Origin of the sequence: Streptococcus periodonticum (assembly GCF_003963555.1) — a bacterium.
In the GTDB taxonomy this organism is placed as follows: domain Bacteria; phylum Bacillota; class Bacilli; order Lactobacillales; family Streptococcaceae; genus Streptococcus; species Streptococcus anginosus.
Map to the genome: position 1 here is coordinate 140,076 of NZ_CP034543.1, position 26,052 is coordinate 166,127.

The window sequence follows — 26,052 nt, forward strand, 5'->3', positions numbered from 1 at the left end:
TAAAAAGAAAAGAGGAATTTTATGTTTCATAATAGCAAAACGAAGGGTCATGGTTCGATCCGGAAAAACAAAGTTTATGGCACCATTGGTATCTTGACGCTTGGAACCATTGCAATTCTTAGCGCTCACCAAGGTGTAGCGGCTGATGAAGTGACGGCAACGAAACCAACAACGTCCACTCCAGTAGCAGAAGCTTCTGATACGAGTCTTGCTGTGCAATCAAAAGCAGCTTCAACTGAAGCAGCTAGCAGCTCTACAGCAGCAACCACTGCAAAAGCTGAAACAACAGCACCAGCAGGAGCTACTTCAACAGCTGACACTACAACAGCGCCAGCGACTACAACAACTGAAAGTGCAACGAAGCCAACTGCTACTACAACAACTGAAAGTGCAATGAAGCCAACTGCTACTACAACGGCTGAAACACCAGTGGCACCTAAGTCTCCAGCACAAGCAAGTACAACAGATGTAAATGTGGATTCTTCTGAGCTTGATAAAGCTGTCAATGATGCTAAAAAAGCAGGAGTTGAGGTTACTAAGGAAGCAGATGTTGATCATGGTACGGTCACAACAGAAGCAGAAAAGAATCAAAAAGTAGCCGAAATTAAAGAAGATTATAAAAAGCAAGCTGAAGACATAAAGAAAGTAACGGAAGTTGCGAAAACTGAAGCAAATGAATACAATACCGCAAAATCTAAGTATGATATTGCTAAAGCGAAATATGATCGTGATTTAGCTCAATATCAGGTGTATAAAGCTCAGTATGATACGGCGAAATCTAAGTACGATCATGATTTGGGACAATATCAAGTTCTTAAAGCTCAGTATGATGCAGCTAAAGCTCAATATGACTTAGATAAAGTGGCGTATGATAAAGCTAAAGCTAAGTATGATATTGATAAAGCTACTTATGATGCAGCTAAAGCTCAATATGAAACTGATTTAGCTAAATATAAAGAAGCTAGCGAACAGTATAAACGCGATTTGGAAGCATATACAAAAGCTTTAATTGAGGCTGAAGCTAGAAAACATCAAGATGGTTATCTTTCAGAACCTAAATCACAATCTTTAATTTTTAAGAGTGAGCCAAATGCTCTCCGTTCGATAGATTCATCAGTACATCAGTACACTAAAGCAGAATTAGATAAGCTAGTTAAATCATGGGGAATTGATCCAAAAAGTCCAGATAAGACAAAATCAACAGCTTACTCTTACTTTAATCAAATTAATTCAAATAATGGCTATGCAAGACTTGTTTTAGAAAAAAACAAACCAGTAGATGTTACCTATACTGGTTTAGAAAACTCTAGCTTTAATGGTAAAAAGATTTCAAAAGTTGTCTATACTTATACCTTGAAGTCTACAGATTTTGGTGATGGAACTAAAATGACCATGTTTGCCTCAGATGATCCAACTGTGACAGCTTGGTATAATGACTTCTTTACCGCTACCAATATTAATGTAAAAGTAAAATTTTATGGGGAAGATGGTAAGTTAATTGACCCTACAGGAAGCTTAGTTAGTTTCTCATCTCTAAATCGTGGAAATGGTAGCGGAGCTGTTTATAAAGATGCAATCGAAAGTGTTCGTTACTTTAACGGGAAGCTAATTCCGATTACAAACTCTTCCATTAAAATTCAAGCTAACAATTCAGCTTATGCCAATTCTTCAAATGCAGAAAAATCATTAGGTTCTCGTTGGGATACTTTAGAATGGGATACTGCTGAAAGTGATAAGAAATGGTATGGGGCTATTGTTGGGGAAGTAACTCAGCCAGAAATTAGCTTTAATATGGTTTCTTATAAGAGTGGTAATGTTTGGTTTGCATTCAACTCAGATATTAAAGCTATAGGTGTCCCACAAAAACCAGTTGCACCAACAGAACCAAAAGCACCAACAGAACCAAAAGCACCAAAAGCACCAACAGAACCAGTTGCACCAACAGAACCAGTTGCGCCAACGGAACCAGTTGCACCGACGCCTCCTACTGCCCCAGAAAAACCAGCTACTCGTACTGCAACTTATCATTATAATACTCTGAAATATCAAACTACTCCAACACCAGAAAAGAAATATGGTGATGTTACCGTTGAATACAAAAATAAAGACGGTATGACAATTTCACCTAAGGTGACGGATACGCCACGTTCAGAAGTGGGAACAGACTACGATACAACCGATCAACGGAAAGAAACAATCACAACAGTTGACGGTAAGAAGTACAAACTAGATTTGAAAGCCACTCAAGGTGCAGAAACAGGTAAAGTTGTCGAAGGCAATACCAATATTACCTACTACTATGACCTTGTACCAGATGTTCCAACACCAGAGAAGAAATATGGTGATGTTACCGTTGAATACAAGAATAAAAGTGGCGCTACAATTTCACCAAAAGTAACGGATACACCACGTTCAGAAGTGGGAACAGACTACGATACAACCGATCAACGGAAAGAAACAATCACGACAGTTGACGGTAAGAAATATCGTCTTGATCCAAAAGCTACTCAAGGTGCAGAAAAAGGTAAAGTTGTCGAAGGCAATACCAATATTACCTACTACTATGACCTTGTTCCAGATGCACCAGAAGAGTATGGTAACGTAGTTGTCGATTACCAAGATAAGAAGGGCAATACTATCGCACCACGTGTTGTTGATACACCAGATAGCAAAGTTGGTACGAACTACGATACAACAGATCACAAACCAACTAGAATTACTACAGTCGATGGTAAGGTTTATCGCATTGATCCAAAAGCAACTCAAGGTCAAGAAAGCGGTAAGATTGTCAAAGGCACTACTCGTGTTGTCTATGTTTATGATGAAGTGGTTGGTGATGTAACCGTTCATTATAAAGATGAAGATGGCAAAGTTATCAAAGAACCTGAAAAAGATACAACTGGTGCTCCAATCAATACTGTTTATGATACTCGTGATCACGCTCATAAGACAATCACTACAAAAGATGGTCGCACTTATGAAATTGTTCCTGAAAAGACTCAAGGTATCGAACAAGGTAGAGTCGTTGAAGGAAATACAGATGTTACTTATATCTACAAGCAAGTATTCGGTGATGTTGTGGTTCACTATGAAGACGAATCTGGCAAGAAGATCAAAGAAGATGTAACGGACACTTCTCATGCTAAAGTTGGTGAAAACTACGATACAACAGACCACAAGACGACAGCAATCAAGTCTGGTGATAAAGTGTACAACCTCGTTCCTGAAAAGACAAAAGGTAATGAAAAAGGTAAAGTTACCAAAGGTGTAACCGAAGTTACTTATGTCTACAAGGAAGTGAAAGCAGAGCCTAAGAAGAAGGGAACTAATGCTAAGGGTGAAGATGTCAATGGTAAGACTATGTTGGCAGGTTCAACTGAAGTTTATACGATTGATATTGACAATGACCAATACAAGGGTATGACAGGCTTAACGGATAAAGATAAGCAAGCAGGCTTGATGGTTGTTGAAAAATACTCTGGTAAGTATGTCACTCCTAACTTGGCTGGTGTTCGTGTAACAACAGAAGACGGTAAAGTTCAAAGTGGCTTCACAACGAAGATTTACAAGTCTGTTGCAGAAGCTCCACAAAAGGTTCAAGATTACATCAAGGCTAAGGGCTTGAAGATTGATGGTGAGTTTGCCGTAACCACAGCAGATGATCCAGTAGCTTACACAAACAACTATGTTTTGAAGGGTATCAATCTGAAACTTGTCTTCCCAACAACTGTTAAGAAGGAAATCAAGGAAGCTAGCAAGTATGATAACCGAGCTTATCAAATTGACTTTACTGGTATCCATGAAACAAATCTAGTAACGAATAACATTCCGAAGATCAATCCGAAGAAAGATGTTGTAGCGACTGTTGAAGATGGTCAAAAAGACCAGAATTCATTGAATAATAAGACTGTTAAGGTTGGACAAGTCTACAACTTTGAATTAGAAACTTCTTATTTACCAGCAAATCGTGGACAAGCTATTGAAAAGATGGAAGTAAGAGATAAATACTCTTCATTAGTAGAATACAATGGTGTTCACAAATGGTATGCGAAGACAGATATTCTTCTTAAGAATGGTCAAAAACTTGCCAAAGGTACAGATTTGACACAATACGTCAACCAAACAATTGACCATAAGGCAAGAACAGTTCTGTATTCATTCTCTAAAGATTTCTTGAGCAAGATTTCAGATAATAGTGAATTCCAAGCTACAGGTTACATGCAAGTGAAACAATTAGGCAATGGTACAGTGAAGAACACCTTTACTGAAATTATTAACAATGTTGAACGTGATTCTAATACGGTAACAGTAGACTCACCTCAAGATTATGGTGATGTTGTGGTTCACTATGAAGACGAATCTGGCAAGAAGATCAAAGAAGATGTAACGGACACTTCTCATGCTAAAGTTGGTGAAAACTACGATACAACAGACCACAAGACGACAGCAATCAAGTCTGGTGATAAAGTGTACAACCTCGTTCCTGAAAAGACAAAAGGTAATGAAAAAGGTAAAGTTACCAAAGGTGTAACCGAAGTTACTTATGTCTACAAGGAAGTGAAAGCAGAGCCTAAGAAGAAGGGAACTAATGCTAAGGGTGAAGATGTCAATGGTAAGACTATGTTGGCAGGTTCAACTGAAGTTTATACGATTGATATTGACAATGACCAATACAAGGGTATGACAGGCTTAACGGATAAAGATAAGCAAGCAGGCTTGATGGTTGTTGAAAAATACTCTGGTAAGTATGTCACTCCTAACTTGGCTGGTGTTCGTGTAACAACAGAAGACGGTAAAGTTCAAAGTGGCTTCACAACGAAGATTTACAAGTCTGTTGCAGAAGCTCCACAAAAGGTTCAAGATTACATCAAGGCTAAGGGCTTGAAGATTGATGGTGAGTTTGCCGTAACCACAGCAGATGATCCAGTAGCTTACACAAACAACTATGTTTTGAAGGGTATCAATCTGAAACTTGTCTTCCCAACAACTGTTAAGAAGGAAATCAAGGAAGCTAGCAAGTATGATAACCGAGCTTATCAAATTGACTTTACTGGTATCCATGAAACAAATCTAGTAACGAATAACATTCCGAAGATCAATCCGAAGAAAGATGTTGTAGCGACTGTTGAAGATGGTCAAAAAGACCAGAATTCATTGAATAATAAGACTGTTAAGGTTGGACAAGTCTACAACTTTGAATTAGAAACTTCTTATTTACCAGCAAATCGTGGACAAGCTATTGAAAAGATGGAAGTAAGAGATAAATACTCTTCATTAGTAGAATACAATGGTGTTCACAAATGGTTTGCGAAGACAGATATTCTTCTTAAGAATGGTCAAAAGATTGCTAAGGGTACAGATTTGACGAAGTTTGTCAACCAAACTGTTGATCACAAGACAAGAACGGTTGTGTACTCATTCTCTAGCGCCTTCTTGAACAGTATTTCAGATAATAGTGAATTCCAAGCTACAGGTTACATGCAAGTGAAACAACTTGACTATGGTACTGTGAAGAATACCTTTACTGAAATCATCAATGGTGTTGAAAGAAATTCTAATACGGTAACAGTGGTAACGCCAGACAAGCCTAAGACTCCTGACAAACCACAAACACCGCCAGAAACTCCTAAGACACCTGAAAAACCGCAAACACCTCCTACACCAACACCTACTCCAGTAGTGCCAACTACTCCAAAACAACCTGTAACTCCACAAGTAACCTTGCCTTCAACAGGTGAATCTACAAATGATGGTGCAGCATTGGTAGGATTAGCGTTTGCTGCTACAGCATTGTCAATGCTTGGCTTCAAGAAACGTAAAGAGGAAGAATAAGTCCCTAACGATGATTATCCTAACTCTTGCTAGGCAATAGTGACAAAAAGAGGTTGAGACCGAGTCTCAACCTCTTTGTTATAATATAATGTCGTTGTTGATTGTGTATTTGGATATATGATAAATAAGTCAAAAGCGCTTCGTTCTGCTTCTATTTTAAAATTTAAGTCAATCCTTTTCAGATTGAAAAGAGGACAAAAGAGGCTGGGACAAAAGTCCGACCTCAAATATAAAAAGCGAATAAAACTAGTTTTCTGGTAATCAGAATTCTGCTTTGTTCGCTTTTCGCATTTAATTATAGATTTGAAGGGCTTAATAATTAAGATTTTTAAAAATTGAAATCTCTTTGTCCCAACCTCTTTAATATTATTGAAAATTGTTACTATCCAAGGCTGTCAATGGTTGCATTGATAATTTTAATGGATTCTTTTGTGTAATCTTTTTTTTGTTGTTGTCTTTCAGATTTTGTCATGGGACGTGGCTTTACTACTGGGTCTGGTTTTACGATAGGTTTTTGTTGTTTAACCTTCGTTTCAGCGGTAGGTGCTGGTTGGACAATTGGTGCGGGCTCAGGTTCTGGTTCTGTCTTTACATCAACGACTGCCTCTTCAACAACGGGCTGTACCTCTTCAGAAATGTCTTCTGAAGGTTGCTTTTCTCCCCATTCTTTGCGTGCATCTAACTCACGAAGAACAAATGATTTCCCACGATATTCTTTTGGAACAATAGTTGCGATTTGCTCGTCTGTGAAGAGTTCAGCTTCATCAATATCTACAACATCCCAGACAATTTCCCCATCAGCATTGCGTACATAATAACCGTTTTCGTCTTTTTGTCCAGCTAAGAAACTAGAGACGCCAATAATTTCTGTGACATTGACATAACGCATGCCGGTATCAACGTCCCAAACACCTGAAAATACAGCTTCAAACAGTGCTTTGTATTGTTCTTCTGAATCTAATGAGAAGCCATTGATCGTTTTCATGGCATTAGCGCTATAAGCTCTTGATAGCACTTCAAGTTTCTTTTTATAAGTATCAAATGATTTGTTTTTTAAGAAGCGATCTTGCTCTAGTGTTAAAACGGGTTTATCTATTTCTGACATGATTGTAGACTCCTATTCATTATTATTGATATTAAAGTTTAAGGTAATCAGCATTAGTTTTGGCTGAGTGATTTTAAATAATTTACGAGCTAGTGAAATTTTGAAAATACCGATGATATTTCCTTTTGCATCTTGCCTAAAATTTTTTCCGACAACTTCTACATTTTCTTTGTGACCGTCCTTGACTGCTTCACGGACAGCTTCTAACATCGAGTCTTTTATCTCTTCAATACTTGAATACTCACTGTAAAAAGAGACAGAGTGATGTTTTTTAAAGACAGCACGGTAAATCATTTTTCTATAAAATTTTTTATAAATAATGGCAATCAAAAATGGTATGGCTAAGCAGATATCAACGACTGGATTTTTTAAATAATCAAATAGTTGATTGTCAAAGTAGCTAATGACTGCTAAGTAACCAAGCGCGGATAGGATTTTAAAATAATTGCTGGCGATTACGATGTCTTCGGAACTATTTGCCACTAAAAATCCAGCCAATATGTAGATGAAAGAAGCAATTAAAGCTGCAATGTGGATATAGTCTAGCGGTATATTGAGAATATTATATGTTAAGAGTAGGAGAGCTGTACCGGCAACGAACACAATTCCTACGAAATAAATCAGTTCAGCTAACCACTTCAGCAAGACTAGAAAGACTAACGGTGTGTCTTTTTTCTTTTTTGACATTTTAATCCTTTCTATTCTTTGTTTATTTTTAAGGATAGCCAGACACTAACTTTCCTCATACAAGTACTTCTGTATTATTATTATATATATTACCAAAATTTCACAAATAATACAATAAAATTCATATATTCTACAAGCGAAAATCCTTATTATTTCTATGTTTTCTTCCGTTTTGAGATGCAGTTGTAACAAGTGAAAGAAGATCTAATAGAAGCAGCTGGAACAAAAGAGCTTTTAGCTGCTTTTGTTTATGTAGTTATCATTACAAAGTGTGGTAGTTTGGAAAATCTCTGTTGCCTTTAATCCACTTAGAGTTTCCCAGGCATAATGGGAGCTGGTAGTCTCACTCCCCGCAAGGGTGCTCAACAGAGTCCTTTAGACTGTTGAGGTGGTGGATAAAGAAAACAAAGTTTTCGTCAAAAGTGCTCTTTCGTACTTGAAAAGCGCATGGTGTTTAGATTTGTTTTGCAAGCAACGTTAGCGATTTTTTGTATAAAGCCAGGTCGTACTTTGTGATAACTCTATTTTTGGATAAAATATTTTCAAAAAAGTGTTGACTTTGACCTAAGTGGAGGGTTTATAATGAGATTTGTAAGGAGGAAATGATGTATCAAATCAAAGAAGCTGCGCAGCTTTCAGGTGTTTCTGTCAAAACCCTGCATCACTATGATAAGATAGGCTTGCTTGTGCCGCAAAAGTCTGAAAACGGGTATCGCCTTTATAGTGAAGCAGATTTAGAGCGTCTGCAAATTATTTTATTTTACAAATATCTTGGATTTTCTTTAAAGAAAATAGCAGAGCTGCTAAGTCAGGAAGAGCAGGAACTATTGCCTCACTTGAACAAGCAACTGCAGTTTTTGCAGCAGGAAAGGGAGCGTTTGGATACCTTGATTTCCACCTTACAAAAGACAATTCAAGCTCAAAAAGGAGAAAGAAAAATGACGACACAAGAAAAATTTGTTGGATTTACCTACGATGAGCATGCAAATTATTATCATCAAGCTGTAGAAAAATATGGACAAGCCGTTATGGATGAGGCGGCAAGTAGGCAAGCAGGTCAGGAGGAGCATGCAACAGAAGCCTTTAATCAAGTATTCCGAAATTTAGCAAAAAATCTGCAACAAGGTTTGAAGGTGGATGCAGTAGAAAATCAAGTGCAGGCAGCCAATCTTTTACAGGCTATCCGAACCTATGCCTTTGATTGCTCGCTGGAAGTTTTCGCTTTTATCGGAAAAGGCTATGTGGCAAATCCAGAATTTAAGAAAAATATTGACCAATTTGGAGTTGGAACAGCCCAATATGCAGCAGATGTTATCCAAGCATACGTTCACAAGTAAAATAAAAAATAGGGCAAATGCTAGTATTCTGCATGGTAGCATCTGCTCTATTTTTAGTATTCCACACTTCCAGCGACCCAGCCAGTACAGAGAGCGACTGTAATATTAAATCCACCAGTATGAGCATTGATGTCCAGCACTTCGCCAGCAAAATAAAGCCCAGGAACTAGTTTGCTTTCTAAAGTCTTGGGATTGATTTCCTTAAGACTGACACCGCCTTTGGTCACAAAAGATTTAGCTAGAGACATTTTGCCGGTAATAGGAATCGGTAGAGCTTTGAGTTGTTGAATGAGCTCTTCTTTTTCTTTTCCAGTCAATTGTTTGCCTTTTTTAGGGAATGGCTGCGCGAAAAAGTCTGCCAGACGTTCAGGAAGTAATTGTTTGAGACTATTTTTGAGCGATTTTTCTCGGTTATTTTCTAAAAATGCTGCCAAATCTTCCGCAGAAAACTGTGGTAAGACATCTAAATAAATGGTTTCACCGCCTTTGAGGAAACTGGAGAGCCGCAATGCGGCAGGACCTGACAAGCCGAAGTGGGTAAAAAGCAAGTCATGGGTAATGATGTGTTTATTATAACGAAGGGTGACGTTGGCTAATGGAATCCCCTGTAAAGCCTTGTGTGGAAAATCTGTCAAAAGTGGGCTTTCTGCAGCTTCTAACTCTGTTATTGTATGGTTGAAATGGCGCGCAATCTCATAGCCAAAGCCAGTAGAGCCAGTTGAAGGATAGGATTTTCCACCTGTTGTGACAATCAATCGAACGCAGCTCCAAATGCGCTCACTTGACTTGATGATAAAGCAATCCGCATTTTTCTTTACAGAAACTACTTCCGTCTGGATCATGATGGTGACGCCTAGCTCCTTCATTTTTCGTTCTAATGCTTCAATAATTGTAAAAGATTTGTCTGTTGTTGGGAAAACGCGTCCGTGATCCTCTACTTTGAGTGCAACACCATTCTCAGTGAAAAAATTCATAATATCATGATTGTCAAACTGGGAAAAGACGCTGTAGAGGAAGCGACCGTTGCCTGGTATGCCAGCTAATAAATCTTCTAAAGTGCCATTATTCGTCACATTGCAGCGTCCGCCACCTGTTCCGGCGAGCTTCTTACCCAAGCGTTTATTTTTTTCTAAGAGGAGAGTTTTTTGTCCATGAAAGGAGCTGGAAATAGCAGCCATCATACCAGCAGGTCCTCCGCCTATCACGATTGTATCAAAATGGTTCATTGTACTTCTTTCTTTAAATGAATATGTCAAATTTATTGTATCATAAATGTGATGAAATTCCTTGAAATCCGGAGCAAATTTGACAGTTAAGCCTTGATATGATAAGATTTAGGTATATATCTAGAAAAAGTTTCAGAGGAAATTATGGCAATTGAAAAGACAGTCAGCGAGCTAGCCGAGATTTTAGGGATTAGCCGTCAGGCGATGAACAATCGGGTCAAAACTCTTGCGCCCGAAGATACCGACAAGAATGAAAAAGGGGTCACCGTTGTGACGCGCAGCGGTTTGATAAAGCTGGAAGAAATTTACAAAAAGACGATTTTTGAAGATGAACCGGTCAGCGAAGATGTCAAGCAACGTGAGCTCATGGAAATTTTGGTAGATGAGAAAAATGCAGAAATTGTGCGTTTGTATGACCAGTTAAAAGCAAAAGATGCTCAATTAGCTAAAAAAGATGAGCAATTGCGCGTGAAAGATGTGCAGATTGCTGAAAAAGACAAGCAATTAGACCAGCAGCAGCAATTGACTGCTAAGGCCATGAGTGAGCGTGAAACTTTGCTATTAGAATTGGACGAAGCTAAAGAAAAAGTGCAAGCACAAGAGCAGAAAGGTTTTTTTGCAAGATTGTTTGGACGATAGAGAGAATCTCGGTTGAAGAAACTGAGATTTTTTTATAGAATGAAAAATATGATGAAAGAAAAAGTCGCAAAAGATATCAATATTCTTGCTTCTTTTTGTGGGAAGCGAGATTTGCCAGAATTAACACAGAAAGCTTTAGAAGATAAATATAGCCTAAAACAGGCTGATGTCATGGTGCTGTTTGATGGGAGTATTCTAGTGGGTGGAGATTCCGACAGAGGTCAGAATAGTTTTTGAAGCATTAAAACAAGATTATGCTGACTTAATCCGTCTAGCAAATCCTCTCTATGCTTCAGTTGATGAAAAATAAGTTAAAGGAGAATGATGAAACAACAGCGTTTAGGTTTTCAAAAACTCTATCAAAATCTTGATAAAATTCTATTTTTGTTTTTTATTATTTTTATGCTGACAGAATATGCTTGGTTGCCTTTTAATTCGTGGGCGGCAGGTACTTTGCTTCGTCAGACGGGTTATCAATTTCTATCGTATAACAATGTAGTTGGAGTGTTGTCTAGTCATCCTCTAGTTACTCTGGCTTTTATCCTCTTGTTTTTAGCCAATCTGTTGGTCGCTTATATTCAAATCATACTTCTTTTTTTAGGAGCGCACAATCTATTGACTCAAGACAAGCGAACCCTCTTGAAGTTTACCAAGAAAACCATAGCAGACAGTTTGCTCACCTTAAAGCAGGCACGTCCTAGTAAAATCTTGTTTGTCTTGCTCTACATCGCTCTGCTCTTTCCTTTTCTCCGAAAAATCCTCAAAATTTACTATCTAAACAAAATTTTAGTTCCAAATTTTATCTTAACTTATTTGAAAGAGACGTATTTTTGGGGTGCTGTCGTCCTGACTCTACTTGTATGGCTGATGTTATTGGTTGCTGTCCGTTTGATGTTTGCTTTGCCCAAGATTCTGATTGAGAATGTTTCCGTCAGAGAAGCGGTGCGGTTCAGCTTAGAAAAAACCAAGAAACGAACTTTCTTTTATTCTTGGCACTTGTTTTGGATTGTGACAAAGACTTTTCTCTTCTTTTTTGGAATGGCTCTGCCTCTCTTTCTTTTACAGCATGTTGCAGACGGTCATTCCAATCAAGTGGCAACGATTGCTGGTGTGATGAATTATGTGTTGCTGAAAAATGCTCACTATCTGATGTTGAGCTATTTCTTGATTAAATTTGTTTCTTTTCTAACTGAGCAAGGCTTGGCGGATTGTCCGCGGCGAAAGTTCGATCGCGTTTTGCGCTGGCTTGTGATTTCCATTGCTTCTATATTCTTTGCTGTAGAAGGTTATATGTATCTCATTTTTCCATTGGAAACGATTCCTGTTACGATTTCTCACCGAGGAGTATCACAGGAAAATGGTGTACAAAATACGATTCAGTCATTGGAAAAGACCGCTTTGCTGAAGCCAGATTACATAGAAATGGATGTACAAGAGACAAAAGATGGTCAATTTGTCATGATGCACGATGCTAATCTTTTAAATTTGGCAGGTGTCAATGCAAGTCCGCAGGATTTGACCTTGGCAGAACTAACTGCTTTAGAGGTTTCAGAAAATGGCTATCGGACAAAAATTTCCAGTTTTGATGCGTATCTCAAACGTGCCAACGAATTGGGGCAGCGATTGCTCATTGAAATCAAAACCAGCAAAAAAGATTCTTCGGATATGATGGAGCGCTTTTTGAAAAAATATGGCCCAACGATTAAAAAGTACGGTCATCAAATGCACTCATTGGACTATCGCGTGATTGAAAAAGTTGTGAAATACGATGCTAGCATTAAAAGCTTTTTTATCCTGCCTTATAATACAATCTTCCCACGAACCAAAGCTAGTGGTTATACTATGGAATACTCCACACTAGATGAAAACTTTGTTTCTAAGTTGTGGCAAGCAGATAAATTGCTCTATGATTGGACGGTCAACGATGTAAACAGCATTGCAAAATCTTTCCGCTTGAATGTTGACGGTATCATAACGGACGATGTTCAACTGGTGCAAAGTTCCATTAAAGAGCTGAAAGACACTCCAAAATATACAGACTTACTCCTCAATAAAGCCTTTGATTTCTTTAATTTTACATAAAATAGCCCCCTCTTAGTGGAATTGACTAGGAGGGGGTGAGTTTTTTGAGATTTGTTTTAAAACGGCATTTTGCCTGCAAAGGCACCTAATTTTTTCTTAGTTGCGGCATCAATTTCTACGAGGGCAGCGTTGATAGCTTGGGTTGTCATGTCAGATAAAGTTTCTAAGTCTTCTGGGTCGACAACAGCTTCTTGGAAGTCGATTTTGACGACTTTTTTGTCACCTGTAAGAGTTGCGACCACGAGGTCTTGAGCGGATTTGCCAACAAATTTTGTCGCCGCAAGCTCAGCTTGCCCTTTTTCCATTTGTTTTTGTAATTTTTGTGCTTGTTTCATCATTGATTGCATATTCATCATTGTTTTGGTTCTCCTTAATTATAATTGCTCTTTTATTATAACATGTTTTCGGATGATAGCAAAATTGTAATTGATTGTAAAATAATTTGTTTTCTAGTATCATTGAACTGATGAGATGATGAAATTAGCTAAAAACAAAGATATGACTTTTTCAAGTTTTTTGATTCAAGTTAAGAAATTTATTTTAAAAATGTGAGGGAATAGAGCAGAAGCAGAGAAAGGTTTAAAATACACTTATGAATAATAATTTAGAAAATCAAGAAGATACAATTCGAGTGGACAGAGATCATTGAGAGGTTTGAGAAATTTATTATTTTTATCTTTTACTTTTTTAAAATTTAGATCTTTGGTGAATATATAGTTTATAGTTAATTTTTCAAAGGAAGGATTTATTATGAAGAAAAATAACGATAATTCATCTGTTGTTATTAAAGAAATTACATTTAATGATGGAAATAAATGGAAATTTAATAAAGACGATATAGTATTATTAGTTGGTCCCAATAATGTGGGTAAAAGCCGTACATTAAAAGATTTGAGAGAAGATTTGAATGATAAATCCGAATCAAAACTGTTAGTCAAGGAAGTTAAGTATGAAACAACGGGTTTTTCTGAAGAACAACTTAGAGATTATTTTGAAAGGAATATTGCTAAAACGAGTTATGGAGACTACTGTGTATGGATAGACGAGAACAGTTCTCATATTTTCGATGAACAATCTTTCACTAACATTTGGGATGAAAAAATTTATTATAAAGCATTGTTTTCATTTTTATCTACTGTGAGAATCGCTTAGGTCTCACTAGACCAATAAATTTTAATTTAGGAGTTGATAATCAAAATTTAAATATTATGAGAAAACTTGATATTGATTCGGAGTCAATTGGAAAATTAAACGAAGCTTTACATTCAGGTTTTCAAAAATCTGTTGAGGTATATGAAGACTACCTAGATGGAAATATGACAAAAAAATATAAAATTGGTGAAACTAATGATATTTGCAATGCTATTACATCTAATAGACGTGATAACTTAAATAAATTGAAACAATTTGAAGATTTACATAATCAAGGAGATGGGATAAGAAATGCAGTTGCAGTTTTAGCATCTCTTATTGTGAATGAACATTCATTATTCTTAATTGATGAACCTGAAACCTTTTTACATCCGCCTCAAGCAAGGGTGCTGGGAAAAAATATAGTTAGGTTGTCTGAAGGTAAACAATTATTTATTTCGACACATAATATTGATTTCATTAGAGGTGTTCTAGAAGAGGATTCTTCAAGGGTTAAAATAATAAAAATAGATAGGTATGATAACAATAATACATTTAATTCAATTGACAACGATAGTATTAAAAAGATTTCCAATGATAGAAATCTAAAGTATACAAATATTCTTAACGGGTTATTTTATAATCAGGTTGTATTATGTGAGAATGAAAGTGATTGTAAATTTTACTCCGCAGTATTAGATCATGAATTTTTAGCAATTTATCAAAACACTTTATTTTGTGCAGTTGGAGGAAAAGAACAGTTTAAAAAAATAGTACCCTTGTTAAAAGAATTAAATATTGAGTATAAGATTATTGCTGATATTGATTTAATAAGTAATACAGATAGCTTGAAGCAACTGTTAAATTCAATTGAGTCTCAGTGTTATAAAAGGATAGAAAAGCAACATAAACAATTTTTAGAGAATTTTGAAAGAGAAATGAATTCTCAAGTCAAAACTCAAGAGCGGATAAAAACAATATTAAGAGATATTAGTAGTTTGAAACTTTTAAAATCTGGTGGAAAAAATATCATTCCGCAGGGAGATTGTATGGCTCTATTCAATGAAATAAAAGAATTCTTAATAGACTATAATATTTTTATTCTAGAGTGCGGAGAAATAGAGAGATTCGTGCCAGAGGTAAGCGGTCACGGGAATACTTGGGTTGAAAAAGTATTTACGAATTATGCAGATATTAGTACAGATGTTTATGACGAAGCAAGGAAATTCATTAGAACTGTTTTTATCCAATAGCAATAAAAGATTGCCCTCCAAGACATATCAGTTATAATTGGCAAATAATTTAACAAAATAAAAACCGTTTTACTTCATTACAAGTAAAGCGGTTTTTGAATTATCAAGAAGATACTGCCGTTGTCTATTTTTTGTCTTATTAGTATTGATTTAAGTGATTTTAGTTTGATTTAGTAAATTAAGAAAGGACTTAAATCAACATTTCTGACGATTATCAGACTTAGAAAATCGTGGAACAAGTCTTGCATGTTCATCATTGTTTGGGTTCTCCTTAAAATTCGATAGTTATTATCTTATTTTATCATATCTGGCACATCTAAGCTAGAGTTTGCTAGGTCAATGGTCAAATGATAGTCGGTATTATCGCGGACGGTGTGCTCAAAGTCGGTTGTGTAGAGGACAAGGCGGAGTGTATCGCCTGCTACCATTTTGTAGATAGTTGGTTGGAGTTCAAAAGAAATTTCCATCCATTGATCTGGTGTGACTTCTTCGACTGTTAGCAAATCGGTGCGGTTTTGCAGATTGAGAAATCCTTTGGTGATGACGCGGTGAGGTGTCTCTTTGAAAGGCAATTCCATTAAATGATCTAGCATGTAGTAACGCCCGTTGTCCATGACTTTTGGTGCAAGGACGCCAGGAATTGGGGTGAGGCGTTTAGCTTGCCCAAGATCTAATAGCTGTGCAGAAATCAAGCCTTTATCGGTACTGGATTTTAGGCGCAGATTGAGCTTAGCGGGACCGTTAAGGAAAAGGTCTTTTTTTAAGGTGAAGTCAACAGTTACTTGATTGACTTTTCCGTCAAAGAGTTCATTTTTGAAGGTTTGATAGGTCTTGCTGAAACGCTTGTAGTCCGTCTCAGAGTAAGCATTTTGAATATCTTGAGTAGTACTACCTAGATTGAAATGAGTGTAGTGCTCTTGATTGCCGAAATTCTTTAGTGACAACCAGCTTTGTGCTTGACTATTGTCTTGCCAGATTACAGTTGGCAATTCAAAGTGGGAATTGTAGCCCAGCAGTTTCTTGCTGAGAAGTGCATTCATAGATTCACGAAAGTCAATGGATTGCCAATTGTTCATGTAAACGTGAGCGCCATTGTGGAAAAACAAATGCTTTTTGATGTTTTGTGGCAGGGCGTGGAACATGTTGTAAACATTGAGCGGCTTGACATTCCAGTCTTGGGAGCCATGAGTGAAGACGACTTCGGCTTTGACTTTGTGTGCGTGAATCAGATAGTTGCGGTCATGCCAAAATTGATTATAATCACCCGTTTCGCGCTCCAAGTTTGCTTTTAATGTTTTGAGGTTCTTTTGATACTCGGCATTGTGACGAAGACGTTCGCCCGCTAGAAGATTGCGTGAGTAAGTTAATTCTGTCAAAGAGTCAAAATCTTCACCGGGATAGCCACCGGGGCTCGTCACTAAGCCATTTTCACGATAGTAATTGTACCAAGAAGAAATTCCAGCTTCAGCAATAATGACCTCAAGACCATCTACGCCAGTTGTAGCTAGCCCATTTGACAGAGTTCCGAGGTAAGAAATTCCTGTTGTAGCAACCTTTCCATTGGACCAAGTGGCTTTGATTTCTCGTTGTCTGGTATGGTCTGTGAAAGCACGACAGCGACCATTTAACCAATCAATAACATTTTTATAAGCCTCGATTTGATAATAATCTCCGCTCGTCATGAGACCGTCAGAGTCCTTTGTTCCCACACCTGATACATATAAATTAGCAAAACCACGAGTAAGAAGGTAGTCATTGAGTGTATAAGTTCCGATATGACCGAGTGTTTCTTCTGCTTGCTCCGCTAATACAGCTTCCTTTTGCGTTTCAATCAAGTGAATTTCTGGGTCACGAACAGTGATTTTTCCAGCTTCTTTTTTAGCCAAATCCACATTCATGTTATAGAGCGCTTTGTCGCTGGCTTTGTCGTTGGTTCCTTGGTGATAAGGGCTAGCAGTCATGACAGCAGGAATTTGTCCGTCAAAATGAGGACGAATGATGCTGACCTTAATCAAATCAGGCAGCCCATCTTCGTCGGTATCCACGCGCGATTCCACATAGACCACTTCGCGGATAGCATTATGGCTAGTAAAGGTCGCAAGACTTTTACCATTGAAATAGTGGTGGGTATTGTCTTCAGGGATCAAGCCTTCGCTTACCAACTTATCAATCAAGAGATTGCCGTTTTTGGTGCGCGTATTGAGCAATTGATAGAGATTTTCGAGCGAATTTCCATAGGTAATGGGAAAGTTCACGTCCTTGCGGAATGTTTCTACATCGTCAAAGTCAACAAAGGGCACAAATCCCAGCAATTGAAAAATAATGGTATAAAAAATCTCTGCTGTCAATTCCTGATTGGACGTAAAAAAGCTGAGTAAGTCTGTTTTTGAATTGGCAACCAAAGATTTTAAGGCATAGTCTGTATTTTTATAATTAAAAAAAGTTCTACGTACAAAAGTCTCTAAATTTTCTTTATCAGAATACTCTGGGTGGAAAGAAAATCCAATGCTTTCCATTTCAGCCAGCATTTTTTTGTTTGTTTCTGGTGTATAACTATACTGATTATAGCGCATATTTTTACTCCTTTTTTACACTTTGTCAAAAAATAACCTTTACATTATCCATTGTAACTGATAAAATAGGATTTGTCTAAAATTTTTTTAATTAAAGAGGAGAATAAAAATGGATGTCACATGGACTGTGAAATATATCACAGAATTTCTTGGAACGGCAATTCTCATTATTTTGGGGAACGGTGCTGTTGCCAACGTTGAATTAAAGGGAACAAAGGGTCATCAAAGTGGCTGGTTGGTGATTGCAGTTGGTTATGGTATGGGGGTTATGATTCCTGCTCTTATGTTTGGAAATGTATCAGGGAATCATATCAATCCTGCATTCACACTAGGACTTGCGATTAGCGGATACTTCCCTTGGGCACAAGTTGCGCCTTACATTATTGCACAATTATTGGGAGCGATATTTGGACAAGCATTAGTAGTAGCAAGTCACCGCCCTTACTATTTGCAAACAACAAATCCTAATGCGATTTTGGGATCATTTTCAACTATTGTAAATACGGATGACGGAAGCAAGAAATCACATGCTGCTTCTATGATAAATGGTTTTGTCAATGAATTTATTGGTTCATTTATCTTGTTCTTTGCAGCAATGGCCATGACCAAAAACTATTTTGGTGCAGAAGTTGTTAAATATGCTGCTACTCGTGGAGTGGATGCTACTCAAATCCAAGGAAAAGTTGCAATTGGTTCTCACATCAATGCCGGACTTGCTGTTGCCCACTTAGCACTTGGTTTCCTTGTCATGGCATTGGTAACGTCACTTGGTGGTCCTACAGGTCCAGGTTTGAACCCTGCACGTGACTTAGGCCCACGTATTCTTCATTTCCTTCTTCCAAAATCAGTTCTTGGTGAGCACAAAGGAGATTCAAAATGGTGGTATGCTTGGGTGCCAGTCGTATCTCCAATTCTTGCCGGTATTGCTGCAGTAGCACTTTACAAGATAATTTATGGATAAGTTGTTAACAAAAAAGAAACGGTTCGTTACGAGCCGTTTTTTGATAACGAAGAGATAAGATTGAGCGAAAAAATAGATAAGTGACTAGACGCTTACCAAGATAAAATGCTATACTAAAGAGTAAGGATAACAACAGTAATGGGAGTGAGACAGCAAAACGGATTTTTTGCAAAGTAGCAATTTTTGTCTCATTCCTACCTTTTATTTGGGAGAGATGAAATGGAATTAGATAGATTAAGTGGGAGACGGACTCTATTGTTTGGTATTTTGGCGATTATTTTTGGCGTTATTATTATTGAAAACGGTGTTGATTTTACAAAATTTGCCCTAGATTTATTGGTCATTTACTTTTTATTTGTCGGAGTTATCAATCTTTTTTTCCGTTTCTTAGTGAAGAAAAATCGTATCAGTCTTGGTTCTGCCCTCCTCCATGTTTTGGTGGGGCTGGTTGTTGGCTTTCTTAACCGTGCCAGCAATCTGCCAGTCAATATTGTCATTATTATATTGGGCTGCTATCAGTTGTGTACGGCGGCAGTCTATGGCATTACTTATCTTCTTTACCGTCAAAATAAGCTAAAAGGCGGTTTCCGTTATCTTTTTGATACCTTGCTTTATGGTGGGATTGGACTGACAACTGTCTTTTCTCCTAGCACGGATGGTAGGATGCAATTTTTGATTGTTGGTATTTATCTGATATTACTAGGCTTTTCTAACGTTCGAGACGGTCTTATGTTCAACACCGATGTGGAACAAAAGCAGCTTCGGCGCCGTATTCGAATCAACCTGCCTGTTATTATCGCTGCCTTTTTCCCAGCAGAGCAACTGAATCGTTTTAATCGTTTTTTGCAGGGTGAAAAACGAGAACACCAAAAGGTTTACAGCCGTATTCGAGATGAACAAAAGCTAGTTGACTTAGAAGTGCTGATTCATACATCAGATCAAAATCTTTTTGGGATGATTGGTCACGTTGATATTTGCTATAAAGGAAAAGTTGTTTCCTATGGTAGTTATGATGTTTTTTCAGAGCGTTTATTCGGCACGATTGGAGACGGTGTCTTGTTTAAAGTGGATAAAGACGCTTATATTGATTTGTGCAAAGAAGAAAGCAAAAAAACCTTGTTTGGTTATGGGTTATCTTTGACAGATGAGCAAAAGCTAGCTGTGGAGAAACGGTTGGCTGAGATTGATGAGTTGTTGGAAGTGTGGGATCCACCGGCGAATTTGAAAGATGGTAAGCGCACGTATGCTTATAAATTGAAGCATGAGTTGAATGCTCGTTTATATAAGTTTAAAACAAGTCGTTTTAAGACTTATTTTATCTTGTCTACCAATTGTTGTCTGCTAGCCGATAGCATTATCGGACAGGCTGGAACAGCCATTTTAGATATGCGTGGGATTATTGCGCCGGGAACTTATCAGTCTTACCTTCAATATGAATTTGAGTCGGCAAATGAGCTGGTAGTGGTACAAAATATTTATCAGTAATAGCACAATTTTTTCTATTTTTACATAAATATTTGTAAAATACACAAAAATTATTTAAAATAGAAAGGCTTGGAGGAATTTATGTGTTCAACAAATAAAATTGTAAATACGATACCAGTATTAAAAATCAATAATCGAAAAAACAATCTTGCATTTTATTGTCAAACTTTAGGAATGAAAAATTTGCTAGAGGAAGGAGCTTTTGTCAGCCTTGGAGATCAGACAAAAGTTGAAAAATTGCAGCTAGAGGAGTCGCCCAGTATGCGCACTCGCAAAGTTGTTGGGACTAAGAAATTAGCGAAAATTGTTATTAAAGTAGCCGATTCACGAGAAATTGAAGCACTTTTAGCGCGTGGCAGCAAAGTTGATTATCTTTACCAAGGTGATAATGGCTATGCTTTTGAAGCAACTTCGCCGGAAGGAGATACGTTTTTACTGCATAGCGAGGAAGATTGGACAACCTTGCAGAGAGTGATGATTGCACCAGCATTTACGCCGCTAGAGGATTTTGTTGGGCTCAGTCAATTTACTATAGAGCAGATTCATATCAATGCTCCAGATAAGGAAAAAGCAGTCACTTTTTATCAGGAATGGCTAGGAAATCAGTCTATTCTAACATTCTCACCAGCAAGCGGACCAGATTTGCTGACGGAGAGTACTCAAACTTGGGATTTAGCAATGATTAAATTTACAGTTGAGCAGTTTGATGTGGCGGATTTGCAAGCATTATTTCAAGGAAGAGAAATTTTTATACCTAAATCGGGCAGATTTTTCCTGACCAAAGATGATAGTCAGATTGAAGTTTGGATTGAAGCGGTATGAGTTCAAGCAAGATACTCTCAAAAGTCGAAGAACAGATAGCACAACAAATCTATCCTGGAGCCAGCTTAGCTTTGTATACTCATGGAAAATGGCAAGAATATTATCTTGGTGAGAGTAATCCTGAGCGAGGTGAGAAGACTCAAGCAGGACTGGTCTATGACTTAGCGAGTGTCAGCAAGGTTGTGGGTGTCGGAACGATTTTGGCTTTTCTATTCCATGAGAAAAAACTAGATTTAGATGCACCGCTAACACAATATTATCCCGCTTTTCATGACAATTCTGTCACGGTAGGTCAGCTGGCTACTCACACATCAGGGCTAGATCCCTTTATCCCCAATCGAGATGCACTCAATGCGGTCGAATTGAAAGAGGCGCTAAATCATTTGAAAGTGCTTGATAACAAGCATTTTCGTTATACTGATGTAAATTTTTTGTTGCTGGGTTTTATGGTAGAAGAAATTTTTCATTCTTCTTTGAGTGACATTTTTGAGCGGAAAATTTTTCAGCCTTGGGGTATGAAAGAAACAGCGTTTGGACCTGTTGCGCAAGCGGTGCCAACGGTTCGCGGTGTAAAGGCGGGAGTTGTACATGACCCCAAAGCGCATGTGTTGGGCAGACATGCTGGTAGTGCAGGCTTGTTTTCGACAGTTCGGGATTTAGAGCTCTTTTTGGAGCATTATTTACAGGATAACTTTGCAGCAACTTTGACAAAAAATTTCTCAAAGGAGATTGGAAAAACACGCAGTCTTGCTTGGGATTTAGACAAAGAGTGGTTGCAGCACACAGGCTATACTGGAACGTTTATTATGTTTAATCGTTTACAGCAGAAAGCGGTCATCTTCCTTTCCAACCGAACGTATGAGAAAGACGAACGTGCACAATGGATTTTAGACCGCAATGAGCTTATGGATTTGATTAAACAAAATCTGTAAAATGAAGACAGTTAGGATAAGAGCTGGATTTCCTGCTCTTTTTCGCTGTTTTAAAAGTTGAAATAAATTAGTTTGGAATATAAAAGGAATTGACTACTAACAATCGCTTTTTTCTATGAATTATATTAAAATAATAGATGAAGTATTGTGATGTAGAGAGAGAATATGACAAAAAAAGTAGGTGTCGGTCGGGCACATAGTAAGATTATTTTGATAGGGGAGCATGCCGTTGTCTATGGCTACCCTGCTTTGGCTCTACCTTTAACTAATATTGAAGTGACTTGTCGCATTTTGCCGTCAGATCATGCGTGGATTTTGTATGAAGAAGATACTCTTTCTATGGCGGTTTTTGCTTCTTTGGAATTTCTAGGGGTGCAAGAGGCTTATATTCGCTGTGAGATTGAGTCAATGGTGCCTGAAAAGCGCGGAATGGGTTCTTCTGCGGCAGTGAGTATTGCTGCGATTCGAGCTGTTTTTGATTACTATGAGCAGGGGTTGGATAGGGAAACTCTGGAAATTTTAGCCAATCGAGCGGAGATGATTGCCCACATGAATCCGAGTGGTTTAGATGCTAAGACATGCTTAAGCGATCGTGCTATTAAATTCATCAAAAATGTTGGTTTTTCAGAGTTTGAGACGAATCTTGGAGCCTATCTTGTGATTGCAGACACAGGGATTTATGGGCATACACGGGAAGCTATCCAAGAAGTTGAGCAACTCGGAATGACCGCTTTGCCACATCTTCATCAGCTTGGAAAATTAACCAATGAAGTTGAAGAAGCTTTAAAAGTAAAAGATTTAGAGAGAATCGGGATTGCCATGTCAAAAGCTCACCTCAGCTTAAAAAATCTAGGCGTGAGTTGCCCTGAAGCCGATTGGCTTGTTGCCACAGCGCAAGAAAATGGAGCACTTGGTGCGAAAATGAGTGGTGGTGGTCTAGGCGGCTGCATTATCGCTCTAGTGGCAAGCAAAGAAAAGGCTATCAGTTTAGCTGATTTATTGAGGGAGAAAGGAGCGGTAAACACATGGATCGAAAGCCTGTAAAGGTGCGGTCTTATGCCAATATTGCCATTATCAAATATTGGGGTAAGAAAGATACTGTCAAGATAATTCCTGCAACGAGCAGTATTTCTTTGACCTTGGAAAATATGTACACAGAAACAACTCTGTCTAGCTTACCAGCGAGTGCCCAGTCAGATGAATTTTACATCAATGGTGTTCTGCAAGATCAAACTGAACATAAAAAAATGGGCAATATTGTAGATCGTTTTCGCCCTCACGGAGCTGGATTTGTACGCATTGATACAAAAAATAATATGCCGACAGCAGCGGGGCTTTCATCTAGTTCAAGCGGTTTGTCTGCGCTTGTTAAGGCTTGTAATGACTTTTTTGAATTGCACTTGTCCACAAAAGAGCAAGCACAAAAAGCAAAATTAGCTTCGGGGTCTTCCTCACGGAGTTTTTATGGACCGATTGCAGCTTGGGACAAGGATAGCGGAGAGATTTATCCAGTAAAGACAGATTTGAAATTAGCGATGATAATGCTGGTTTTGTATGATCAGAAAAAGCCGATTTCAAGTCGTGAGGGAATGAAACGCTGTGCAGAAACCTCCACGACATTTAGTGATTGGGTGAGACAGTCCGAAGAAGATTATAAAGCCATGTTGACTTATTTGTCTAACAATGATTTTGCTAAGGTGGGAGAATTAACAGAAAAAAATGCGCTTGCCATGCATGCTACCACTCAGACAGCAACGCCAGCGTTTTCTTACCTGACCGAAAAAAGCTATGAGGCAATGGACTTCATCAAACAATTACGCAGTCAAGGAGAGCGTTGTTATTTCACCATGGATGCAGGACCAAATGTAAAAGTGCTGTGTTTGGAAGAAGATTTGGAGCATTTGGTGCCGATATTTGCAGAAAAATACTGCCTCATTGTCTCTAAAACGAAGGAATTGCCAGATGACTAAAACAGTAAGAACATGCGGGAAATTGTATTTGGCAGGGGAATACTCTGTATTGACAGAGGGGCAAGGCGCGATTCTGAAAAATATTCCGATTTATATGACGGGAAAAATTCATTTTTCTGAACGTTATCAGTTGTTTTCAGATATGTTTGACCATACTGTGGATTTGACACCTGATGATGAGTACAGTCTCATTCAGGATACGGTTGCTGTTATGAATGAGTTTTTACAAAGTCGATCCATTTCACTACGTCCCTTTTTCTTAACCATTACTGGAAAAATGGAGCAAGATGGAAAAAAATTTGGTCTTGGCTCTAGTGGGAGTGTCGTAGTTTTAACCATACGAGCAATAACAGCCTTGTATGGTCTGGCGTTATCTGCTGAGGAAACCTTTAAGCTGGCAGCCTATGTCCTTCTTAAACGTGGGGACAATGGCTCAATGGGAGATGTGGCTTGTATCGCTTATGAAGATTTGATTTATTACCAATCTTTTGACCGCAAAAGAATAGCGGAGCAGATCAATGAGTCGCCCTTAGAAAGTATATTAGCTCAGGATTGGGGAACTGTCATTCGGAGAATCCAACCACATCATCCATTTGATTTTTTTGTAGGCTGGACAAAAGAACCAGCTATTTCTAGAGATCTTATCAATCAGGTCAAATCAGCAATTTCATCCAGTTTTCTAACACAAACACAAGAAGAAGTTCTTCGACTGGAGAAGGCGCTGCTTGCTGGTGAGAAAGAAATTATGAAAGAAAGCCTAGAAAAGGTTAGCCACCTATTGGCGGAACTTAGCCCCGCTATTTACAATGAAAAACTGAGAGCTTTAAAAAGAGCCAGTCAAGGATTGGACTGTGTGGCAAAGAGTAGCGGTGCTGGCGGTGGTGACTGCGGCATAGCATTGTCATTTAGCGAGACAGATAGTCAAATCTTAGTGGAACGTTGGCAGGGGGCAGGAATTGACCTTTTATATAAGGAAAGGTGGGGAATGGATGAATAAAAATCGCAAAGACGAACACATAAGATATGCGCTTGAGTACGATTCGCCTTATAATAGTTTTGATGACATGGAGCTTATTCATTGCTCGCTTCCTAAGTATGATTTGGACGAGATTGATTTGACGACGCAGTTTGCAGGCAGAGATTGGGAATTTCCGTTTTACATCAATGCTATGACAGGTGGAAGTGAGAAAGGGAAGGGCATCAATCAGCGCTTGGCACAAGTTGCAGAAGCTTGCGGTATTCTTTTTGTCACAGGCTCTTACAGTGCTGCCTTGAATAATCCAACAGATGACTCATATACTGTCAAGCAAGATAAGCCAAACCTGCTCCTTGCAACGAATATTGGACTGGATAAGCCGTATTCCTCAGGGCAGCAGGCAATCACAGACCTTCATCCTCTTTTTTTGCAAGTGCATGTCAATCTCATGCAAGAATTGCTCATGCCAGAAGGAGAACGCTCTTTTAAAACTTGGCGAGCACATTTAAAAGATTATGCTGAGCAAAGCACAGTCCCGGTAATGTTGAAAGAGGTTGGCTTTGGTATGGATTTGGCAACGATCGAAACTGCTTATGACCTCGGTATTCGAACGGTTGATCTTTCTGGTCGTGGCGGAACGAGCTTCGCCTATATTGAAAACAGGCGCGGTGGCAATCGAGACTATCTCAATGATTGGGGGCAATCGACACTCCAAGCCTTACTAAATGCTCAGCCGATGATGGATAAAATGGATATTTTGGTGAGTGGTGGCGTACGGCAGCCGCTTGATATGGTGAAGGCTTTTGTGTTAGGAGCTAAGGCTGTAGGACTTTCACGCACCATGTTAGAATTGATTGAAACGCATTCGGTGGATGAAGTCATCACGATTGTAAACAGTTGGAAAGAAGATTTGCGCTTGATTATGTGTGCACTTGGTTGCCAAAATTTGAGAGAGCTAAGACAAGTGCCTTATCTTTTGTATAGACGTTTGCGAGAAGCACAAGGTCAACTAAATAAAGAAATCCGATGAGTTTTTTCACT

General features: G+C 38.3%; 19 protein-coding genes and 1 pseudogene. 15 read left to right on the plus strand and 5 right to left on the minus strand.

Annotated features, from left to right (window positions below; all coding sequences use genetic code 11):
* The first annotated feature begins 21 nt into the window (after window positions 1-21).
* Window positions 22-5,832 (plus strand): SspB-related isopeptide-forming adhesin, encoded by a 5,811-nt coding sequence (locus tag EHW89_RS00810; RefSeq protein ID WP_126466413.1) that lies wholly within the window; start codon window positions 22-24, stop codon window positions 5,830-5,832.
* Window positions 5,833-6,214: 382 nt separating this feature from the next.
* Here the strand turns inward: EHW89_RS00810 and EHW89_RS00815 are convergent, their stop codons facing one another.
* Window positions 6,215-6,937 carry a hypothetical protein gene (locus EHW89_RS00815; RefSeq protein ID WP_059221270.1) on the minus strand — a complete coding sequence of 241 codons (723 nt, stop codon included), beginning with the start codon at window positions 6,935-6,937 and terminating at the stop codon, window positions 6,215-6,217.
* A gap of 12 nt (window positions 6,938-6,949) precedes the next feature.
* Complete coding sequence (locus EHW89_RS00820) at window positions 6,950-7,624, minus strand: hypothetical protein (RefSeq protein WP_003032109.1); 675 nt, start codon at window positions 7,622-7,624, stop codon at window positions 6,950-6,952.
* A 605-nt stretch (window positions 7,625-8,229) separates the two neighbouring features.
* Between EHW89_RS00820 and EHW89_RS00825 the strand changes: the two genes are divergently transcribed.
* A complete protein-coding gene (locus tag EHW89_RS00825) occupies window positions 8,230-8,961 on the plus strand; it encodes a MerR family transcriptional regulator (RefSeq protein WP_117645256.1) in 732 nt (243 codons plus the stop codon).
* Window positions 8,962-9,014: 53 nt separating this feature from the next.
* On the opposite strand, the gene EHW89_RS00830 is transcribed toward EHW89_RS00825, so the two are convergent.
* On the minus strand, window positions 9,015-10,187 hold the full coding sequence (locus EHW89_RS00830) for a BaiN/RdsA family NAD(P)/FAD-dependent oxidoreductase (protein WP_126466414.1): 1,173 nt from the start codon (window positions 10,185-10,187) through the stop codon (window positions 9,015-9,017).
* Between the two features lie 144 nt (window positions 10,188-10,331).
* On the opposite strand from EHW89_RS00830, the gene EHW89_RS00835 reads away from it, so the two are divergent.
* From EHW89_RS00835 to EHW89_RS00845, 3 genes and pseudogenes are all read left to right on the plus strand, one after another.
* Window positions 10,332-10,826 (plus strand): DUF536 domain-containing protein, encoded by a 495-nt coding sequence (locus EHW89_RS00835; protein ID WP_003027119.1) that lies wholly within the window; start codon window positions 10,332-10,334, stop codon window positions 10,824-10,826.
* A gap of 39 nt (window positions 10,827-10,865) precedes the next feature.
* Window positions 10,866-11,036: pseudogene (locus tag EHW89_RS00840) on the plus strand (YdcF family protein); the annotation flags it as partial.
* 114 nt (window positions 11,037-11,150) lie between these two features.
* Window positions 11,151-12,908 (plus strand): glycerophosphoryl diester phosphodiesterase membrane domain-containing protein, encoded by a 1,758-nt coding sequence (locus EHW89_RS00845; protein WP_126468023.1) that lies wholly within the window; start codon window positions 11,151-11,153, stop codon window positions 12,906-12,908.
* A gap of 56 nt (window positions 12,909-12,964) precedes the next feature.
* Here EHW89_RS00845 and EHW89_RS00850 read toward each other — a convergent pair whose 3' ends face one another.
* Entirely contained in the window at window positions 12,965-13,264 is a 300-nt protein-coding gene (locus EHW89_RS00850) for a YbaB/EbfC family nucleoid-associated protein (RefSeq protein WP_126466416.1), read from the minus strand.
* 394 nt (window positions 13,265-13,658) lie between these two features.
* Here EHW89_RS00850 and EHW89_RS09465 point away from each other — a divergent pair, with 394 nt between their 5' ends.
* The gene (locus tag EHW89_RS09465; RefSeq protein WP_226997576.1) at window positions 13,659-14,060 is read left to right on the plus strand and encodes an ATP-binding cassette domain-containing protein; all 402 of its coding nucleotides are present in this window, start codon (window positions 13,659-13,661) and stop codon (window positions 14,058-14,060) included.
* Between the two features lie 56 nt (window positions 14,061-14,116).
* The gene (locus EHW89_RS00855; protein WP_226997577.1) at window positions 14,117-15,292 is read left to right on the plus strand and encodes an AAA family ATPase; all 1,176 of its coding nucleotides are present in this window, start codon (window positions 14,117-14,119) and stop codon (window positions 15,290-15,292) included.
* A 293-nt stretch (window positions 15,293-15,585) separates the two neighbouring features.
* On the opposite strand, the gene EHW89_RS00860 is transcribed toward EHW89_RS00855, so the two are convergent.
* Window positions 15,586-17,865, minus strand: a complete 2,280-nt coding sequence (locus EHW89_RS00860; RefSeq protein WP_126466417.1) for a Xaa-Pro dipeptidyl-peptidase — start codon at window positions 17,863-17,865, stop codon at window positions 15,586-15,588.
* A gap of 109 nt (window positions 17,866-17,974) precedes the next feature.
* On the opposite strand from EHW89_RS00860, the gene gla reads away from it, so the two are divergent.
* From gla to fni, 8 genes are all read left to right on the plus strand, one after another.
* Window positions 17,975-18,826, plus strand: coding sequence for an aquaglyceroporin Gla (gene gla / locus EHW89_RS00865; protein WP_106384737.1), 852 nt, complete (start codon window positions 17,975-17,977; stop codon window positions 18,824-18,826).
* 219 nt (window positions 18,827-19,045) lie between these two features.
* Window positions 19,046-20,311: a DUF308 domain-containing protein gene (locus tag EHW89_RS00870; protein ID WP_126466418.1), complete on the plus strand. Its 1,266-nt coding sequence runs from the start codon at window positions 19,046-19,048 to the stop codon at window positions 20,309-20,311.
* An 81-nt stretch (window positions 20,312-20,392) separates the two neighbouring features.
* Entirely contained in the window at window positions 20,393-21,133 is a 741-nt protein-coding gene (locus EHW89_RS00875; RefSeq protein WP_126466419.1) for a CppA N-terminal domain-containing protein, read from the plus strand.
* Window positions 21,130-22,065 carry a serine hydrolase domain-containing protein gene (locus EHW89_RS00880; RefSeq protein WP_126466420.1) on the plus strand — a complete coding sequence of 312 codons (936 nt, stop codon included), beginning with the start codon at window positions 21,130-21,132 and terminating at the stop codon, window positions 22,063-22,065. The genes EHW89_RS00875 and EHW89_RS00880 overlap by 4 nt, the downstream gene beginning before the upstream one ends.
* Before the next feature lie 165 nt (window positions 22,066-22,230).
* A complete protein-coding gene (mvk, locus tag EHW89_RS00885) occupies window positions 22,231-23,109 on the plus strand; it encodes a mevalonate kinase (RefSeq protein WP_126466421.1) in 879 nt (292 codons plus the stop codon).
* Window positions 23,091-24,035 carry a diphosphomevalonate decarboxylase gene (gene mvaD / locus EHW89_RS00890; RefSeq protein ID WP_126466422.1) on the plus strand — a complete coding sequence of 315 codons (945 nt, stop codon included), beginning with the start codon at window positions 23,091-23,093 and terminating at the stop codon, window positions 24,033-24,035. Before mvk ends, mvaD begins: the two co-directional genes overlap by 19 nt.
* Window positions 24,028-25,032, plus strand: coding sequence for a phosphomevalonate kinase (locus tag EHW89_RS00895; protein ID WP_126466423.1), 1,005 nt, complete (start codon window positions 24,028-24,030; stop codon window positions 25,030-25,032). Before mvaD ends, EHW89_RS00895 begins: the two co-directional genes overlap by 8 nt.
* Window positions 25,025-26,041: a type 2 isopentenyl-diphosphate Delta-isomerase gene (gene fni, locus EHW89_RS00900; RefSeq protein WP_126466424.1), complete on the plus strand. Its 1,017-nt coding sequence runs from the start codon at window positions 25,025-25,027 to the stop codon at window positions 26,039-26,041. The genes EHW89_RS00895 and fni overlap by 8 nt, the downstream gene beginning before the upstream one ends.
* Window positions 26,042-26,052: the final 11 nt, after the last annotated feature.

Excerpts from the sequence above, each read along its gene's own strand:
- EHW89_RS00810 (WP_126466413.1), top strand. The coding sequence starts at position 22 with ATGTTTCATAATAGCAAAACGAAGGGTCATGGTTCGATCCGGAAAAAC.
- EHW89_RS00815 (WP_059221270.1), bottom strand. The coding sequence starts at position 6,937 with ATGTCAGAAATAGATAAACCCGTTTTAACACTAGAGCAAGATCGCTTC.
- EHW89_RS00820 (WP_003032109.1), bottom strand. The coding sequence starts at position 7,624 with ATGTCAAAAAAGAAAAAAGACACACCGTTAGTCTTTCTAGTCTTGCTG.
- EHW89_RS00825 (WP_117645256.1), top strand. The coding sequence starts at position 8,230 with ATGTATCAAATCAAAGAAGCTGCGCAGCTTTCAGGTGTTTCTGTCAAA.
- EHW89_RS00830 (WP_126466414.1), bottom strand. The coding sequence starts at position 10,187 with ATGAACCATTTTGATACAATCGTGATAGGCGGAGGACCTGCTGGTATG.
- EHW89_RS00835 (WP_003027119.1), top strand. The coding sequence starts at position 10,332 with ATGGCAATTGAAAAGACAGTCAGCGAGCTAGCCGAGATTTTAGGGATT.
- EHW89_RS00845 (WP_126468023.1), top strand. The coding sequence starts at position 11,151 with ATGAAACAACAGCGTTTAGGTTTTCAAAAACTCTATCAAAATCTTGAT.
- EHW89_RS00850 (WP_126466416.1), bottom strand. The coding sequence starts at position 13,264 with ATGATGAATATGCAATCAATGATGAAACAAGCACAAAAATTACAAAAA.
- EHW89_RS09465 (WP_226997576.1), top strand. The coding sequence starts at position 13,659 with ATGAAGAAAAATAACGATAATTCATCTGTTGTTATTAAAGAAATTACA.
- EHW89_RS00855 (WP_226997577.1), top strand. The coding sequence starts at position 14,117 with ATGAGAAAACTTGATATTGATTCGGAGTCAATTGGAAAATTAAACGAA.
- EHW89_RS00860 (WP_126466417.1), bottom strand. The coding sequence starts at position 17,865 with ATGCGCTATAATCAGTATAGTTATACACCAGAAACAAACAAAAAAATG.
- gla (WP_106384737.1), top strand. The coding sequence starts at position 17,975 with ATGGATGTCACATGGACTGTGAAATATATCACAGAATTTCTTGGAACG.
- EHW89_RS00870 (WP_126466418.1), top strand. The coding sequence starts at position 19,046 with ATGGAATTAGATAGATTAAGTGGGAGACGGACTCTATTGTTTGGTATT.
- EHW89_RS00875 (WP_126466419.1), top strand. The coding sequence starts at position 20,393 with ATGTGTTCAACAAATAAAATTGTAAATACGATACCAGTATTAAAAATC.
- EHW89_RS00880 (WP_126466420.1), top strand. The coding sequence starts at position 21,130 with ATGAGTTCAAGCAAGATACTCTCAAAAGTCGAAGAACAGATAGCACAA.
- mvk (WP_126466421.1), top strand. The coding sequence starts at position 22,231 with ATGACAAAAAAAGTAGGTGTCGGTCGGGCACATAGTAAGATTATTTTG.
- mvaD (WP_126466422.1), top strand. The coding sequence starts at position 23,091 with ATGGATCGAAAGCCTGTAAAGGTGCGGTCTTATGCCAATATTGCCATT.
- EHW89_RS00895 (WP_126466423.1), top strand. The coding sequence starts at position 24,028 with ATGACTAAAACAGTAAGAACATGCGGGAAATTGTATTTGGCAGGGGAA.
- fni (WP_126466424.1), top strand. The coding sequence starts at position 25,025 with ATGAATAAAAATCGCAAAGACGAACACATAAGATATGCGCTTGAGTAC.